General features: G+C 53.9%; 15 protein-coding genes and 1 tRNA gene. 14 read left to right on the forward strand and 2 right to left on the reverse strand.

Annotated features, from left to right (window positions below):
- The first annotated feature begins 10 nt into the window (after positions 1-10).
- The 4 genes from NSQ80_RS07690 to NSQ80_RS07705 are packed head-to-tail and all read left to right on the forward strand — an operon-like array spanning position 11 to position 4,342.
- Positions 11-982: a sugar ABC transporter permease gene (locus tag NSQ80_RS07690; protein WP_009222828.1), complete on the forward strand. Its 972-nt coding sequence runs from the start codon at positions 11-13 to the stop codon at positions 980-982.
- Entirely contained in the window at positions 982-1,857 is an 876-nt protein-coding gene (locus NSQ80_RS07695) for a carbohydrate ABC transporter permease (RefSeq protein WP_260071342.1), read from the forward strand. Before NSQ80_RS07690 ends, NSQ80_RS07695 begins: the two co-directional genes overlap by 1 nt.
- A 45-nt stretch (positions 1,858-1,902) precedes the next feature.
- Positions 1,903-3,027, forward strand: coding sequence for a glycoside hydrolase family 88 protein (locus tag NSQ80_RS07700; RefSeq protein ID WP_339301984.1), 1,125 nt, complete (start codon positions 1,903-1,905; stop codon positions 3,025-3,027).
- Positions 3,014-4,342 carry a glycoside hydrolase family 28 protein gene (locus NSQ80_RS07705; RefSeq protein ID WP_339301985.1) on the forward strand — a complete coding sequence of 443 codons (1,329 nt, stop codon included), beginning with the start codon at positions 3,014-3,016 and terminating at the stop codon, positions 4,340-4,342. The genes NSQ80_RS07700 and NSQ80_RS07705 overlap by 14 nt, the downstream gene beginning before the upstream one ends.
- On the opposite strand, the gene NSQ80_RS07710 is transcribed toward NSQ80_RS07705, so the two are convergent.
- Entirely contained in the window at positions 4,339-5,121 is a 783-nt protein-coding gene (locus tag NSQ80_RS07710) for a glycosyltransferase (protein ID WP_339301986.1), read from the reverse strand. The genes NSQ80_RS07705 and NSQ80_RS07710 overlap by 4 nt on opposite strands.
- A 203-nt stretch (positions 5,122-5,324) precedes the next feature.
- Between NSQ80_RS07710 and NSQ80_RS07715 the strand changes: the two genes are divergently transcribed.
- From NSQ80_RS07715 to NSQ80_RS07730, 4 genes are all read left to right on the forward strand, one after another.
- Positions 5,325-6,941, forward strand: a complete 1,617-nt coding sequence (locus tag NSQ80_RS07715; protein ID WP_339301987.1) for a cellulase family glycosylhydrolase — start codon at positions 5,325-5,327, stop codon at positions 6,939-6,941.
- Positions 6,942-7,039: 98 nt separating this feature from the next.
- Positions 7,040-7,124: transfer RNA gene (locus NSQ80_RS07720), tRNA-Leu, on the forward strand.
- A 223-nt stretch (positions 7,125-7,347) separates the two neighbouring features.
- A complete protein-coding gene (locus NSQ80_RS07725) occupies positions 7,348-7,497 on the forward strand; it encodes a hypothetical protein (RefSeq protein ID WP_339301988.1) in 150 nt (49 codons plus the stop codon).
- Entirely contained in the window at positions 7,442-7,645 is a 204-nt protein-coding gene (locus tag NSQ80_RS07730) for a hypothetical protein (RefSeq protein ID WP_009222835.1), read from the forward strand. Before NSQ80_RS07725 ends, NSQ80_RS07730 begins: the two co-directional genes overlap by 56 nt.
- Before the next feature lie 63 nt (positions 7,646-7,708).
- Here NSQ80_RS07730 and NSQ80_RS07735 read toward each other — a convergent pair whose 3' ends face one another.
- Positions 7,709-8,494, reverse strand: a complete 786-nt coding sequence (locus NSQ80_RS07735) for a lipase family protein (RefSeq protein ID WP_009222836.1) — start codon at positions 8,492-8,494, stop codon at positions 7,709-7,711.
- Between the two features lie 130 nt (positions 8,495-8,624).
- Between NSQ80_RS07735 and NSQ80_RS07740 the strand changes: the two genes are divergently transcribed.
- The 6 genes from NSQ80_RS07740 (at position 8,625) to NSQ80_RS07765 (ending at position 15,707) form a co-directional block, all read left to right on the forward strand.
- A complete protein-coding gene (locus NSQ80_RS07740; RefSeq protein WP_009222837.1) occupies positions 8,625-8,822 on the forward strand; it encodes a hypothetical protein in 198 nt (65 codons plus the stop codon).
- 129 nt (positions 8,823-8,951) lie between these two features.
- Positions 8,952-10,511 (forward strand): response regulator transcription factor, encoded by a 1,560-nt coding sequence (locus NSQ80_RS07745; protein ID WP_339301989.1) that lies wholly within the window; start codon positions 8,952-8,954, stop codon positions 10,509-10,511.
- Between the two features lie 3 nt (positions 10,512-10,514).
- The gene (locus NSQ80_RS07750; protein ID WP_339301990.1) at positions 10,515-12,335 is read left to right on the forward strand and encodes a sensor histidine kinase; all 1,821 of its coding nucleotides are present in this window, start codon (positions 10,515-10,517) and stop codon (positions 12,333-12,335) included.
- A gap of 199 nt (positions 12,336-12,534) precedes the next feature.
- Positions 12,535-13,887, forward strand: a complete 1,353-nt coding sequence (locus NSQ80_RS07755; RefSeq protein ID WP_339301991.1) for an extracellular solute-binding protein — start codon at positions 12,535-12,537, stop codon at positions 13,885-13,887.
- 103 nt (positions 13,888-13,990) lie between these two features.
- Positions 13,991-14,887, forward strand: coding sequence for a sugar ABC transporter permease (locus tag NSQ80_RS07760; RefSeq protein WP_339301992.1), 897 nt, complete (start codon positions 13,991-13,993; stop codon positions 14,885-14,887).
- A complete protein-coding gene (locus tag NSQ80_RS07765) occupies positions 14,880-15,707 on the forward strand; it encodes a carbohydrate ABC transporter permease (protein ID WP_009222843.1) in 828 nt (275 codons plus the stop codon). Before NSQ80_RS07760 ends, NSQ80_RS07765 begins: the two co-directional genes overlap by 8 nt.
- The last annotated feature ends 10 nt before the right edge of the window (positions 15,708-15,717 follow it).

Here is a 15,717-nt window from a genome sequence, read left to right on the forward strand (position 1 = left end):
GAAGATTCGTATGAGAGACGCAACAGCTCCTAGTTCACTCGCGCCAAAGCTTCCACCGCCCGAAAGACGTGCGAAGGCCGCACAGCTCCGCAAGCGGCTGTGGAGAAATAAATGGCTGTATGTGATGCTGCTGCCCGGCGTGCTGTATTTCATCATCTTCAAATATTTGCCGATGTACGGGCTGATCATTTCCTTTCAGAACTACAAGCCGTATAACGGCATCCGGGGCAGCGAATGGGTAGGATTGGAGCATTTTCAGCGGCTGTTTACGGAACCGGACTTTATGGTCATTTTGAAAAACACGGTGATTTTGTTTGCGCTCAACTTGTTTATCTATTTCCCGGTGCCGATCATCCTGGCGTTGATGCTAAACGAACTGAGAGGGAACTTCTTCAAAAGGCTGTTCCAGACATTCGTTTACTTGCCGCATTTTATGTCCTGGGTCATCATCGTGTCGATTACCTACGTGATGGTGACGATGGATGGCGGGATTATTAACGAGCTGCTGGTGTACTTCGGCTTTGAAAAGATCAACTTCCTGTTGAATCCCGACTGGTTCCGACCGATGTACATCCTTCAGGTGATTTGGCGGGAGGCCGGCTGGGGGACGATCATTTACCTGGCCGGCATGGCGGCCATCGATCCCGGATTGTATGAGGCGGCACGGATGGACGGAGCCGGCCGGATGCGTCAGGTGTGGCATATTACGCTTCCGTCGATTCGGGGCGTGATCATTACGCTGTTTATTTTAAAAATCGGGCATGTGCTGGATTTGGGCTTCGAGCATGTCTATCTGCTGCTGAATTCGATGAACCGGCAGGTTGCGGAAATTATCGACACGTATGTGTACACCGCGGGGCTGCGGCAGGGGCAATACAGCTACAGCACGGCGATTGGGTTCTTCAAATCCGTCATCGGCCTGATCCTGGTCATGCTGGTCAATAAACTATCCAAGAAGTTCGGGGAGGAGGGCGTTTACTGATGGTAGAGGACCGATCGGTCAGCGGCCGTATTTACGCGGCAATCAATTTTACGCTGCTGGCCATCATTGCGTTGATAACGGTGCTGCCCTTCGTGCATGTCGTGGCCGGTTCATTTACGACAAACGCAGAGCTGGCGGCGAACAAATTCGTGCTGATTCCCAAAGTGTGGAGTCTGGAGGCTTATCGGTTTATTTTTTCAACGAATACGATCTTTAAGGCGATGGGCGTCTCGATTGGCGTCACGCTGATCGGTACGTTGTTCAGCATGCTGCTGACGGCGCTGATGGCTTACGGGTTGGCCCGTAAAGACCTCGACGGCCGGAGAACGATCAATTTTCTGGTTGTCTTTACGATGCTGTTTAACGGTGGGTTGATACCGACGTTTCTGGTTGTGAAGGAGCTGGGGATGATCGATACGTACGCCGCACTGATCATTCCTTCCTCGATCAGCGCGTTTAATATGATCATTCTGAAGAACTTCTTTCAGAACATTCCGGAGGGCTTGGAGGAGTCCGCGCGGATCGATGGCTGCAACGACTTTGGCATCTTGTTCAAAATCGTGCTGCCGCTGTCGATGCCGGCGATCGCTACGATCTCGCTCTTCTATGCGGTTACGTATTGGAATACGTACATGTCGGCGATTTTGTATCTGAACGACAGCGCCAAATGGCCGATCCAGGTGCTGCTGCGGCAAATCGTCGTGCTCGCGAGCGGGCTGGACCACAGCGCTGAGCTGGATGGAACCGTACCGCCGCCGGATCAGACGATCAAGATGGCGGTCATCGTGGTTGCCACTCTGCCGATTCTGCTGGTGTATCCGTATCTGCAGAAGCATTTTGCCAAAGGGGCTTTGCTGGGGTCGATGAAAGGTTGAGTGATCCATGGCGATGAAATACGAAGCGGAAGGAGCTGGGAAAAGATGAGGCAACGTCCAGACACTCCCTTGGAATGGGCGAAGAAGGCATGCGATTCGATGATGGACATTTACACGGATGCGGGAACTCTCCCTCCCGCCCATCGCTGGCATTATCATCAAGGCGTCTTTCTGTGCGGCATGGAGCAACTGTGGGAGGTCGTTCAGGATGAGAAGTACATCAAGTACATTCAACAATACGTGGATGATCGGGTGGATGAGCAGGGCAATTTGATGTTCGCTCGCGATGAGCTGGATGCCGTGCAGGCCGGATTGCTGCTGTTCACGTTATACGAACGGACCGGGAAGGCCAAATACCGGATAGCAGCCGATAAACTGCGCTACCTGTTGCTGACGCTGAACCGCACGAGCGAGGGCGGTTATTGGCACAAGGATAAGTATCCTTATCAGATGTGGTTGGATGGTCTCTATATGGCCGGTGTATTTTCGCTGAAATATGCGAATGCGTTTGGGGAAGCAGGGCTTCGGGCAGAGGTGCTGCACCAGGAGAAGCTGATGCGCAAACATATGCGCGATGCGAAGACGGGTTTGCTGTACCATGCCTGGGATGAGAGCCGGCGGATGCTTTGGGCGGATCCGGAAACCGGCTGTTCCCCGGAATTTTGGAGCCGCTCGCTGGGCTGGTATGGTTTGGCGTTGTCTCAATTCCTCGATTTGCTGCCGGCAGATGAGCCCGGGCGGGAGGAGCTCGCGGGGGCGTTATCGAGTTTCGTGGATGCGCTGATCCGTTATCAGGACAAGGAGAGTGGGCTTTGGTATCAGGTGGTCGACAAAGGCGATCGGCCGGATAACTGGCTGGAAACGTCAGGCTCCTGCCTGTTCGTATACACCCTGGCGAAGGCGGTGCAGCAGGGCCTTGCCGGTGAAGACGCCGGGCAAGCCGCATTGAGGGGATATGAAGGGCTGACCCGGGTGGTGGAATGGGACGATAAAGGCCGTTTGGTGCTGCCGGATATCTGTATCGGCACATCGGCCGGGGATTATGACCATTACGCTGCGCGCCCGAAAGTGAAAAACGATCTGCACGGGGTTGGCGCGTTTGTGATGGCCTGCACCCAAATGGAAATGTTCCTCAGCAGAATGGAGGATCCCGCGGATGTGCACATATAATATCGTTGATTATGGTGCGGTGAAGGACAGCGGGGTTCCGGCAACCGCGGCCATCGCGGCCGCGATTACGGCGGCAAGCGAAGCCGGAGGAGGCACGGTGGTCGTGCCGGCCGGGACGTTCGTGACCGGAGCGATTTTCCTGAAGAGCCATATCGAGCTTAGGTTAAGTCCCGGGGCGGTGTTGTCCTTCAGCACCAACCCGGATGATTATCCGGTCGTAAAGTCAAGATGGGAAGGGGTGCAACGGGAGGTTCATGCCTCCTGTATCTACGGGGAAGATCTCGAGAATGTGAGCGTCACGGGGAGCGGCTGCATCAACGGGAACGGCCAGCCCTGGTGGGAGAAGCACCGCAACCGTCCGGAGGAGCTGCACTATCCGCGTCCGAAGCTGATCAGCTTCGACCGCTGCCGGCGGGTGACGATCAGGGACGTTTCGCTGGTCGACTCGCCCAGCTGGACGGTCAACCCGATTCGCTGCCACAACGTGACGATCGACAACGTATCGATTCTGAACCCGGCGGATTCCCCCAATACGGATGGAATTAACCCGGAATCGTGTTCGAATGTGCGAATCAGCAACTGCCATATCGATGTCGGGGACGATTGTATCGCGATCAAGGCAGGCACCGAAGAAACGGCGGAGCGGGTTCCCTGTGAGAACATTACGATCACAAACTGCACGATGATTCATGGTCACGGCGGGGTGGTGATCGGGAGCGAGATGAGCGGAAATATCCGGAACGTGACGATTTCGAACTGCGTCTTCCAGCACACGGACCGCGGCATCCGGCTCAAGTCCCGACGCGGCCGAGGAGGCATCGTCGAGGATATCCGCGTCAGCAACCTCGTCATGGAAAACGTGATCTGTCCGTTTATTATGAATCTGTATTATTTCTGCGGTCCACGCGGCAAGGAGAAATACGTGTGGGACAAAAATCCTTATCCCGTTACGGAGGAAACTCCGCAGTTCCGGCGGATTCATTTCTCCGACATCACGGCGCGCGAGGTGCACGCCGCTGCCGGCTTCTTGTACGGGTTGGCGGAGCAGTACATTTCCGAAGTCACCTTCGACCAAATCGAGATTTCCATGGCGAAGGACGCGGTTCCCGGCCGCCCCGCCATGATGGATGGAATCGAGGAGACGGCACGGCGCGGGTTCTACCTGGGAAATGTGCGGGACGTACGATTTAACCAAGTGTCGATTGAAAACCACGAGGGTCCGGCTTTTTATATCGAAAACGGGGAAGACGTTGAACTGACGGCGTGCCGCTCGAAGCGGACCGCCAAGCCGGAACCCTTAGTGGAGCGGCACTAGAAAAAGTTGGACAACACCCGTTTGATTTCGCTTGGGCTGACGATTTCCGGGCCAAAGAAGGTTTTGGCACGCTGGCTGTCCGACCAGGGCTCGATCGTCATGGCATCTTTGATGCCGGGAGTCTTCCAGGTTTTTACTCTTTCAAAGGACATTCCTGTGTTTAAAGCATGGATATGATTGATCCAAATCGGTTCTTTGACATGGATAAACTCATGGGGCACCTTTAGCGCGTCACGCCAGCTGAAATTCGGCCGCTGACCTTGCAGAAACTTCCCGACATCATGGATTGTCGCGCCGTAGCTCGGCAGCCAGAAGAAAAATTTGCCCAGCCGGTGTTGCACCGAATCGTAAATGTAGCCGTATTGGGGGACCAATGCGGCTGTATTTTTTTTCGGCGTATAAGCGTGCAGTCTGCGGATGAAATCTTTGTGGTACATATCGTCGCTCGATAGATACACCCGGTAGTAGCAGTCATAGCCTGCGATATCTTCGGCAACATGGGCATAATAACCCCTTGGCGTCACAAACTGAATATTTCTAGGCAGAGGTACGTACCGGTCGAGGATTTCCCGGATTATTCGCTCGGAGGCGGGATCGTAGATGACATAGCAGGAAAAATCTTGCGAGGTTTGCAGCTGCAAGCTTTTTCGCGTGCAGGTCATGAACAGAGCCAGCCTTTTCTCAATCCAGTTTCGAGTTGTCCGTTCCGGCGTTCCTCCCCAATCGTTAAAATGAATCTCAATGATTAGTTTCTTCTGTTTGCCCCCATTCTCTGGCATAACGGTTCAGCCTCCTTCAATTTCACGCCGCGAAGATTTATTTCAATCTTCTAGCATCTTATGCGAGAATCTGATTTTGGTATGGACAGGAGGTGTGCACTTTTCGGGTCGATGGCGCAAATATCGGGATTCCCCTCCCAAGCAGGAATAGGGTGCTATAATGATTGGCGTACAAACCGATCTACAGGGGGAGGACATGAACGATGCTCGAACAAACGGATCGCTCGCGGGTGAAAGGCTTTCTCCGCGCAGAGGGAACAAAAATCGTCAACGGGGATGGAGAAGAGATCCTGCTGACGGGCTGGGGACTGGGCAATTGGCTCTTGTGCGAAGGTTATATGTGGTTATCCCATCACTCCCGGTTCGATCGCCCGCGGCGGATTGAGGCCGTCATTCAGGAATTGGCCGGAAGGGATTATGCTGAGCAGTTATGGAAGCGTTTCCGAGAGAACTATGTGACCCGAGAGGATATTCGGCGGATGGCGGAGCAGGGGTATAACTCGGTCCGCATTCCTTTGAATTGGAGAGTGCTGATGGAGGATGAACCGGGCATTCGCTGGAAAGAGGACGGATTTGCATTGATCGACCGTTGTTTGGATTGGTGCGAGGAGTTTGGCCTCTACGCCTTCTTTGATTTGCATGGTGCGCCGGGCGGACAGACCGGAGCCAATATCGACGACTCGGTTGACGACTTCCCTCGCCTGTTCACCGATGAAGACAACTGGAACAAAGCGATCGAGCTGTGGAAAGAGCTGGCCCGGCGGTATCGGGACCGCTGGATCGTCGGCGGGTACGACCTGTTAAATGAGCCGGTTCGCCCCGGTTTGATGGAAGGGAAACACGAGGATTTTCTCGTGCGGCGGCTGGCGGATTTTTATGAGGAAGTGATCGCGGCGATTCGGGAGATTGACGACCGGCACCTGCTCTCGGTGGAAGGGCATCATTGGGCGACGAATACGGCTGTTTTTTATAAACGTTACGATCCCAATATGGTGATCCATTTCCATCGGTACGCCTGCAAACCCGGCAAAGAAGCGTACGAGGAGTTTCTGGCGCTGTCCGAGGCGTTGGACCAGCCGCTATGGCTCGGCGAGACCGGGGAGAACGAACTGGAGTGGTTTGCGGCGATGTATCCGCTATCCTTGTCGCTGGGGATCGGTTATAACTTATGGCCGTGGAAGAAGATGGAGCGAGCGAACTCGCCGTATTCGGTCAACAAACCCGAGGGCTGGGACGAACTGCTTGCTTATGTCGAAGGTGGAGCACGGCCAAGTTATGAGCGTGCACGGCAGATTCTTGATGCTTATTTGGAAAACATCAAGGTTGAGAACTGCACTCCCCATCCAGAGGTGACAGCGTCGGTATTCCGCAAGCCGGGCTGCCGGGTTCGCGGCACGGATTTTGATGAGCTGCCGGGCAGAGGCATCTCGTTCAGCGGACGCCGCACGGAAGGGAACATTTATAAGTACCGGGCCAAAACGGGCATGAAAATTGTGCCGATCTCGGATGAGCCACAACCTAAGAAATTTGGGTTTGACTGTGGCTGGCAAAATCTCGCTCTGGAGCTTACGGACAGCGAGTTTGCCGCCTATTCGTTCTGCGGCATCGAAGCGGGCAACACGGCGACGCTGGAGTTGATTTGCCGGGAAGATGCGGTGATCACTCTAAAGCAAGATGGGGTTGAGCGAGGGCGTATGACGCTTTCTCCAAGCCGTGATGTCGGCCGCTTCAGCGCCGTGCTTGGCGAGGCAGCGGATACCACGCTGACCGTCAGTGTGGAGGCGGGCCGAATCGAATTACATGCCATAACAGTGGAATAAAATGAAAAAAAGGCTTGACTCTTTTCGCGGCGCATGATATTTTATATCTTGTCGCCGCGAAAAATGGTTTAACGGCTTTCGCGGAGAGGTAACACTAAGCGGTCGTGGCGGAATTGGCAGACGCGCACGGTTCAGGTCCGTGTGGGCTAACCCCCCGTGGAGGTTCGAGTCCTCTCGACCGCATTCGTTCAACTGTAAGAAGCTCTTGAATTCTCCTGTAGAATTTAAGAGCTTTTTTGCATACTAGGCATGAACAGCGGATCTGCCCCTTTCGGTCCGTTCTTTTGCAGCATGATCCCGTTGGATCAGAGGGGAAGAAGAACCAAGGTGAGCATTCTGATCGAAAGGGATAATCATTCAAGAAGTGCGGGCAGGAGACCAACGATCCAAGCGAGGTGAGGCCGAATTGTTCCGAGTGGCGGTTTGCGATGATGAAGAGCGGCAGCGTGAGCAGATCAAGCAAATGTTGCTTACGTTAATCCGGGAGCTTCAGCATCTGGATGAGCAAATCATCGAAGATCACCATTCAACCGAGCGGCCAGGCAAGATGGTTTAACATTCAGCCTTCCTTGGCCGGGCGGACGATTACCGTGAACACGGAAGGAAGCGGCGGCTTCATCGTATATGACGAACAAGGGTTGATGGTTCACTCGTCGATCATTAGTAAGCAGCCTTCCATGAAACTGCCGGCCGGCGGGAAATAACCTTATTGAACTCAAAAGCCGCTAGCCGGGCATATGTTGCCGGGCAGCGGCTTTTTTCAGCGCTTAGGAGGGTTCCGGGCAGAAGGCAGGGTTTACGGTGGATAAATATTGTGCGTAACCCGGATCAAGCCTAGCCAATTCGGCAAAATAGCTGCCGATCCCATGATTGGTAGATAATGAAGTATCGGCGAAGTACAAGGGGTAAGAGGCGGGGACATGTCGGTAGTAGTAGGTTTTCGCTTGTTTGGGCAGCTTGAACACAGTCGGAGGGATGTGGGTCACCGCATCAAATTCGTTATGAATTCGGTAACTGTTCGGGACGTACTGAGTAAAAGCTTGAACGAAATCCGGGTCTCCAACGCGGGGAGAACCAAACGTAAACAGGATGGGAACCCGGTTCGTATTGGCGGCGATATCCATGGCACATAGCGTAGCTAAAGCGGCCCCGAGGCTGTGACCGGTGAGATATAACGTTTTGTCCTCTGGCAGCCGGCGCAGCGCCGAGTGAATCTGGCGGCGGGCCGATGCATAAATCCCGGTAAATCCCCGGTGCGTGCTGCCGGCATCCTTGGCCCATTTGAATTTCTGCTGGGTTGCGATGGCATCGGCGATCCAATTGGAGGCCGAGCTTGTTCCCCGGAAAGCGATGATGATCTCATCCGGCGAATGCCAAATAAATCCGAAGCGTTCCCATACTCCGATCAAAGATTTCGCTTCAAGCGTATCGTACAGCGCATAGGGAGGCGGAAGGACAAATGAACCGTCCGGATTTTTGAATTGCGCATAGGTCTGGCTGCACACTGCGGCTAAGAACATCGCGCGCTGGACTTGATTCTGGTTAAGTTCCATATTCCACCCTCCCTGCGTCTTCCTGATTTCAAATATATTAAGCGCAAGGAAGGAAGATGCTATAGTACGCCATTGACCCGGTCTTATATAATAGGGACGACGACTCCTATAGGAAGGTAAGGGTGGCAGTATGGTGTGGTTAATTCTAGTCATTATTCTAATCTTGGCATTTGGTTTGATCGCGACGATAAGGATCGGGCAATCGCAAAGCAACCAGGAGGAAAATCCGCGTTATACCCAACAAACGGGCCGAAATTGGCTCCGGCTGGGCGTGATGTACGCCATCGGCGTGCTGGCGGTTGTGCTGGTCTTAATCCTGTTTATTTAGAGGCGGAATACGCCGTGAATTATCGGCTGAACCTGCGGTGACGTTGAAGCGGCGGGATTTCGCCGTTTCAACTTTTTATGTAACCGCTGTCATCAGAAGTGAACATTTATGGTTGCTGGGGGGATCGAAATGAGAGAGCTTTGCCGGGTTCTGATCGTTGATGACGAACTGTTGGTGCGACAGGGCATTAAGCACCATTTGGATTGGGAGCAGCTAGGATTTCAAATTGTCGGCGAGGCGGCCAACGGCAAAGAGGCGTTAAAGCTGGTGGAGCAGCTGTCCCCTCATATCGTCATTACGGACATTGTCATGCCGGTGATGGACGGGGAGGAATTTACCCGCGTGCTGAAAGCCCGCTACCCGCAGGTCGAGGTGATCGTGCTTAGCAGCTTCGGGGAATTCGAATATGTGCGTTCGACGTTCCAAAGCGGCGTGGCGGATTACATTCTCAAGCCCAAGCTGGAGACGGAGGAGCTCTTGCAGGTGCTGCAAAGAACCGCCCGCAAAATCCCCGGGCTTACGCTCCAGGAAGCAGCGCGCGGAGAGCTGCCGCTTGACCGTCTGCTTGACCGGCTGATTGACGGATACGAGCCGGAGGAGCCGGATAAACGGCTGGCGGCGGCTTTCCCCTACGATCGGTTCCTGCTGACCGGCACGGATGCCGGGCCGATTGCTGGGGAGCCGGAAGGGTATCTGGAGGGGCTTGCGACAGGGCTGGAAAGCCGATTATGCGAACTGTCAGTTCCGGTGCGGTTCCAAAGTATTTTTACCGGGGACAAAAGGTTGCTGATGCTGCTGAATTTTTCCGGTGCGTACAGCCAGGAAGTGATCGAGGCGATTCGCGAGTACGCGCGGAACAAGGCGGAGGCAATGCCGGAGACAACGTGGGTTATCGGCGGCGAATTTACAGAGCTGAGCGACTTGGGGAAAGTGTATCGGGATGATTGGCAGAAGCTGCTGGGCTTTCGGTTTTATTTTCCGGGGAAAACCGTCCTACAGGCGGATGAGCTGCCCCCGGCTCGCGCGCTTCCTGCGTTCGACATGAAGGAACTGCTGTCCGGACTGAAGCGGGGGCAGGCGGAGGAAGTATTCGCGAGATTGCGGGAGCTCGCCGCCGAAGCGGCCGGCAGTTACTTGCAAACGCCTTTTGAATTCAAATCGTTCCTGGGGAACGCTGTCTTCCATGTCACCATTGCCACCTTGGAGCTTCACCGTGAAGCGAAGGAACTGGACGGATTAAAATACGCTTATTTCAAAGCGATCGATGAAGCCCGGGATGCCGCCGGTGCTTTACAGGCGTTTAACGCGTTCCTAAGCGAAGTGGAACCGCTGGTAGCCGCCCGCGTTCCGCTCCCCAGCGACGGCAACATGAAGCTGCTGCTCGACTATATCGAGGAGCACTATGGCGAACCGCTCACCTTAAGCTCGCTTAGCCGGCATTTTCACTTTAATCCGTCGTATTTATCGAGCTATTTCTCCGCCCACAACGATGAGGGGTTCAGCGAATATTTGAACCGAGTTCGGATTGCCAAGGCGAAGGAACTGCTGCGTTCGGACGGTTTGCCGATCTCGGAAATCGGCAGCCGCGTCGGCTATTCGGACCCGAGTTATTTCACCAAAGTGTTCAAAAAACAAATGGGGTTGTCGCCGCGGGAATACCGCCGGCAACAGCTCGCCAAGAGGGGATGACGGATGAAGCTGATCGAAAAATTTCGCCGCAGCCGCCTGATATCCAAGCTGTTCGTCGTAATGACGGTCAGTATTGTTGCCGTGTGCCTGCTCACCTCGTTGATTACCATCCGTATGGCGGAGCGGCTGTTCGCTGAGACGTTCAGTATCACCAATGGAAAGGTGCTGAATCAGATCAATACCGGACTGGAATCATTTAACGACTCTGTCGTTAACGCCGTCACTTTTGCCTCGCAAAGCGGCTCGGTCAAGACGTATCTCACCGGCGGGGATACGAATTCGGTGGCGATGTCGAAGGTCTACTACCGCATGGCGGAGCAGATGGAGCAAATCTCGTCCAATCTGGGGGCATATGACGTGGCTGTCACCATTATCGGGGTAAATGGGCGCAGCTATTCCACCGATCCGAACTATTGGCCGGTGTCTCCGCAGGATCTTGCCGATGATCCGTTAACCCGCCAAGCCGCGGCCGAGCCGCTGCGGGTACTGTACCAATACGATGAACGGGACGGGAAAGCGGGCAAGGAACGGTTTATCGTGGCTACGAAAGCGTTGGTCGACCGAACCGGCGGTCTTAGTTACGGGATGCTCTATATCGCGATTCGGGAATCAGAGTTTCGGCGTTTTTTTGCCAACTTTACCAGCAACGGCAACGATGTCCTGGTACTCGACCCGACAGGCGTCATTGTCTCCAGCAACCGCGCGGAGCTGATCGGCGGCAAGTCGCCGGAGCTGCTGCACGATGTTGAGACGCTGAAGCGCGACCGGCTGGATTATTTAAACGGTACAGCGTTTGGTCAAGATGCCATCATTCTGGCGAATGAGCTTCCGCCCTATCGCTTCTATCTGGTAAATCTGATCGACCGGCAGTACACCGCCGGGCAGATTATCAACATCCGCCAAGTGGCGCTGATCTGCTTGACCATCATTGGCGTTGCGCTGTTAGTTCTGTTCGTCATATCACGCCGGTTGACGCTGTCGTTAACCCGTTTGGTTCGGCTGATGTCGACGATCACGAAGAAGGATTTCCGCAATTATATCTCCGTCAGCGGCAGCTATGAGGTGAGAGAGCTCAGCAAGGCGTTTAACTATATGCTGGACGAACTGAACGATTATGTGCAGCGGCTGTTGGAGACGCAGAAGGAGCAGCGGAACGCCGAACTCGCCGCATTGCAGCGGCAGATCAACCCGCATTTTTTGTACAATACACTGGCTTCGATCAAGCTGCTGGTCCAGAAGGGCAATAAGGAGACCGCCGCCGAGACGATTAATGCGCTGATATCCTTGCTGCAAAATACGATCAGCAATGCCAACGAAACGATCACGATCGAGCAGGAACTGGAGAACTTGAAAAACTACGTATTCATCAAACAAGTCCGGTACGGTGACCGAATCAAGGTGAGCTATTTCGTATCGCCTGACTGCATGCATTGCAAGGTCCCTAAGCTCATGCTTCAGCCGTTTATCGAAAACGCCTTTTTCCATGCGTTTAACGTGAAAACCGAAGGCACGATCTACATTCTGATCTCGAAAACGGAGCACTCGCTTGTTTGTGAAGTGGCGGACAACGGGGACGGGATGGATCATGGCGGGCAGGAGCTGATGCTGGAGCAACGAACCTTTGAGGAATCGGTTCCGGACACTTCCAAGGGGCGGAGACGGAAACTTGCGGGCATCGGCATTCAGAACGTCAATCACCGGATCAAGCTGTTGTACGGAGAGTCCTACGGTGTGCAGATCTCCAGTGTCAAAGGAGAAGGGACCCAAATTCGCATTGTGCTCCCGTTGATAGAGGAAGCGGAGGTCACCGGGGATGCGGTCTAAAGATTTTCCCATTTTCCAAAGAAAAGACTACTGTCGCTAAAGCGCCTTCCCAACATGGACAAGAAAATCACCAAACCACACAAAGATATTCCTAACGGCCGGTTCAACCGCAATGCTATCCTAAAAGCGAATAAAAGGAAGCGCTTACTTCAAGGTTGAAAGCGCTGCCCATCATTAAACACGAGGGGGATGAACCGAAATGAGAAAAAGCTTGATTGTGTTGCTTGCCAGCTTGCTGCTGACGCTGGTGGTGTCCGCTTGTTCCGGAGGCTCCGGAAATTCCGGCAACGCTGGGAATGCGGCGAATACGGGCAATTCGGCCGATCCGGGTGCAGGAAGCGGCGGTGGGGAGTCGCAAGGCAGCCAAGAAATTACGGTTTGGGCTTGGGATCCCAACTTTAACATTGCGGCATTGAACCTGGCTAAAGAACGTTACGAAGCGAAGCATCCGGACGTGAAGGTGAACATCGTGGAATATGCGCAGGACGATATCGTTCAGAAGCTGAACACCGGGCTCAATTCGGGAACGACCAAAGGGCTGCCGAACATCGTGCTGATTGAAGACTACCGGGCGCAAAACTTCCTGCAGGCTTACCCTGATGCGTTCCGCGATATGTCCGACGTGATCAAAGCAGAGGATTTCGCCGAGTACAAAATCGGGCCGACCAGCTATAACGGCAAGCAATACGGCGTTCCGTTTGACTCCGGGGCGACGGGGCTGTACGTGCGGACGGATTACCTGGAGCAAGCGGGATATACCTTGGACGATGTGACGAATATCGATTGGAATCAATACATCGAAATCGGCAAGAAGATCAAGGAAGTCACCGGCAAAGACATGCTGACCCAAGACCCTAACGACCTCGGGTTGATCCGGGTGATGGCGCAGTCGGCGGGAGAGTGGTATCTGAAGGAGGACGGCAAAACGCCAAATTTGGCAGACAATCCGGTGATCAAGGAAGCGCTGGAGACGTACAAAGCGATGTTTGATGCGAATATCGTCAAGATGAATTCGGACTGGAGCCAGTTCCTGGCAGCCTTTAACAACGGGGATGTGGCGACAGTGCCTACCGGTAACTGGATTACGCCGTCCGTCAAAGCCGAGGCTTCCCAATCCGGTAAATGGGCGGTTGTCCCAACGCCGAAGCTGGCGGGAAGCGCCGCATCGGTGAACGCCTCCAGCCTTGGCGGCAGCTCCTGGTACGTAATGAACCTGGATGGTAAGGACGTGGCAGCGAATTTCCTGGTGGAAACGTTTGGTTCGGACAGCGAGTTCTACTCCCTGCTTCTGGAGAAGATCGGCGCGATTGGTTCGCTGAAGGCAGCGTCCAGCGGTGCAGCTTATGATAGATCCGACGAATTCTTTGGCGGCCAGAAGATTTACGCCGATTTCGCCAAATGGACGGAAGAAGTGCCAAAGGTCAATTACGGCCTGCACACCTATGCGATTGAGGACATTCTGGTGATCGAAGTCCAAAATTACTTAAACGGCAAAGACGTGGACAGCGTCATGCGCGACGCCCAGGCCCAGGCCGAATCCCAGCTGCAATAAGCGAAGCTTGAAGGAACCGACGACAACCTTGGGCTGTTCCCAGTTCAAGGTTTCGTTGGTTCCTGACGGCCTTATGGACTACAAAGAGAAGGAGATGAAATCAATGAGAGCATCCGGGCCTGCGCTGCGCTTACGCTGGAAAACTTCGATTGTCGGTTGGTCATTTGTCATTGTAGCTGTGCTGATGATTGCTTGGTTTTATTTTTATCCGATGATCCAAGCCTTTCTCCTGTCGCTGCAAACCGGCACCGGTTCGAACCTGACCTATCACGGGCTGGGGAATTACCGGCGGTTGTTCACGGACTCCATGTTCCTGACAGCGGTCAAAAATACGTTGATCTACCTGATCGTACAGGTGCCCATCATGGTATTGCTGGCGTTGGTACTGTCTGTCGTGTTAAACGACCGGAATTTGAAGTGGAAAGGCTTCTTCCGCACGGCGATTTTCCTGCCCTGCATTACGTCGTTGGTCGCTTATTCGGTGATTTTCAAATACCTGTTTGCAGGCGACGGACTGGTTAACCTGATGGTGCTGCATTTGCACATCATATCCGAACCGATCCCCTGGATCACTGACCCGTTCTGGGCGAAGGTGACGATCATTATCGCTATTACTTGGCGGTGGACCGGATACAACATGATTTTTTACCTGTCGGGGATTCAAAATATCGAGCCAACGATTTACGAAGCGGCCAAAATCGACGGGGCGTCGGCGGTTACACAGTTTTTCCGAATTACGATTCCGCTCCTGAAGCCGATTATTTTATTTACCTCGATCACCTCGACGATCGGCACGCTGCAGCTGTTCGACGAAGTGATGAACATTACGCAGGGCGGACCCGGGAATGCCAGTTCTACGATCTCGCAATACATTTACAATCTATCGTTTAAATACTCGGCGAATTTCGGGTATGCGGCAACGGTGTCGTATTCCATCGTAGTGATGATCGTTCTCTTATCCATCATCCAGTTTAAAGTGGCAGGTGATCGCGATGCTTAGGGCGGCCAAACGAATTTCCATGTACGTATTCCTTGCCGTAGCGGCGTTTGTCTCGATTTTTCCGTTTCTATGGATTATTGTGAGCTCGACAAACCCGTCGGTGGACGTCACCCGGGGCAAGCTGCTGCCGGGCTCCCATTTTGGGGCAAACCTGCGCAACCTGCTGGATTCCGTTGATATCCTAAATGCGCTTAAGAATTCGCTGGCCGTCTCCGTCTCCACGACGCTGCTCGCCCTGCTGATCGCTTCACTGGCGGGTTATGGCTTCGAGATTTACCGCAGCAAAGCGAAGGACATGGTATTTAACGTGCTGCTGCTGTCGATGATGCTGCCTTTTGCGGCTTTGATGGTGCCGCTCTACCGCATGTTCGGCCGAATTACCAATCTATTGCCCTTGATCGGTATCGACACGCTGGCCGCGGTTGTGCTGCCGACGATGACGACAGCGTTTCTGATCTTCTTCTTCCGCCAGAGCACCAAGATGTTCCCGAAGGAGCTGCTGGAAGCGGGCCGGATCGACGGTTTATCCGAGCTGGGGATGTTCTTCCGCGTTTATGTGCCTACGATGAAGACAACGTATGCGGCAGCGGCGATTATCACGTTTATGAGCAGCTGGAACAACTATATGTGGCCGCTGATCGTGCTGCAAACACCTCAGAAGCAGACGGTGCCGCTGCTGATCTCCACGCTGGGTTCCAGCTATTCACCGGATTACGGGCTGATCATGCTGGCGATTGTCATTTCGACGCTCCCGACGGCCATTGTTTTCTTCGTGATGCAGAAGCATTTTGTGGCCGGGATGATCGGGTCGGTGAAATAATGAGGGGCTC

The organism is Paenibacillus sp. FSL K6-2441 (assembly GCF_037964765.1).
In the GTDB taxonomy this organism is placed as follows: Bacteria; Bacillota; Bacilli; order Paenibacillales; family Paenibacillaceae; genus Fontibacillus; species Fontibacillus phoenicis.

What these genes read in the sequence shown, in the direction of transcription:
- NSQ80_RS07690 (WP_009222828.1), top strand. Translation starts at nt 11, where the DNA reads ATGAGAGACGCAACAGCTCCTAGTTCACTCGCGCCAAAGCTTCCACCG.
- NSQ80_RS07695 (WP_260071342.1), top strand. Translation starts at nt 982, where the DNA reads ATGGTAGAGGACCGATCGGTCAGCGGCCGTATTTACGCGGCAATCAAT.
- NSQ80_RS07700 (WP_339301984.1), top strand. Translation starts at nt 1,903, where the DNA reads ATGAGGCAACGTCCAGACACTCCCTTGGAATGGGCGAAGAAGGCATGC.
- NSQ80_RS07705 (WP_339301985.1), top strand. Translation starts at nt 3,014, where the DNA reads ATGTGCACATATAATATCGTTGATTATGGTGCGGTGAAGGACAGCGGG.
- NSQ80_RS07710 (WP_339301986.1), bottom strand. Translation starts at nt 5,121, where the DNA reads ATGCCAGAGAATGGGGGCAAACAGAAGAAACTAATCATTGAGATTCAT.
- NSQ80_RS07715 (WP_339301987.1), top strand. Translation starts at nt 5,325, where the DNA reads ATGCTCGAACAAACGGATCGCTCGCGGGTGAAAGGCTTTCTCCGCGCA.
- NSQ80_RS07730 (WP_009222835.1), top strand. Translation starts at nt 7,442, where the DNA reads ATGAGCAAATCATCGAAGATCACCATTCAACCGAGCGGCCAGGCAAGA.
- NSQ80_RS07735 (WP_009222836.1), bottom strand. Translation starts at nt 8,494, where the DNA reads ATGGAACTTAACCAGAATCAAGTCCAGCGCGCGATGTTCTTAGCCGCA.
- NSQ80_RS07740 (WP_009222837.1), top strand. Translation starts at nt 8,625, where the DNA reads ATGGTGTGGTTAATTCTAGTCATTATTCTAATCTTGGCATTTGGTTTG.
- NSQ80_RS07745 (WP_339301989.1), top strand. Translation starts at nt 8,952, where the DNA reads ATGAGAGAGCTTTGCCGGGTTCTGATCGTTGATGACGAACTGTTGGTG.
- NSQ80_RS07750 (WP_339301990.1), top strand. Translation starts at nt 10,515, where the DNA reads ATGAAGCTGATCGAAAAATTTCGCCGCAGCCGCCTGATATCCAAGCTG.
- NSQ80_RS07755 (WP_339301991.1), top strand. Translation starts at nt 12,535, where the DNA reads ATGAGAAAAAGCTTGATTGTGTTGCTTGCCAGCTTGCTGCTGACGCTG.
- NSQ80_RS07760 (WP_339301992.1), top strand. Translation starts at nt 13,991, where the DNA reads ATGAGAGCATCCGGGCCTGCGCTGCGCTTACGCTGGAAAACTTCGATT.
- NSQ80_RS07765 (WP_009222843.1), top strand. Translation starts at nt 14,880, where the DNA reads ATGCTTAGGGCGGCCAAACGAATTTCCATGTACGTATTCCTTGCCGTA.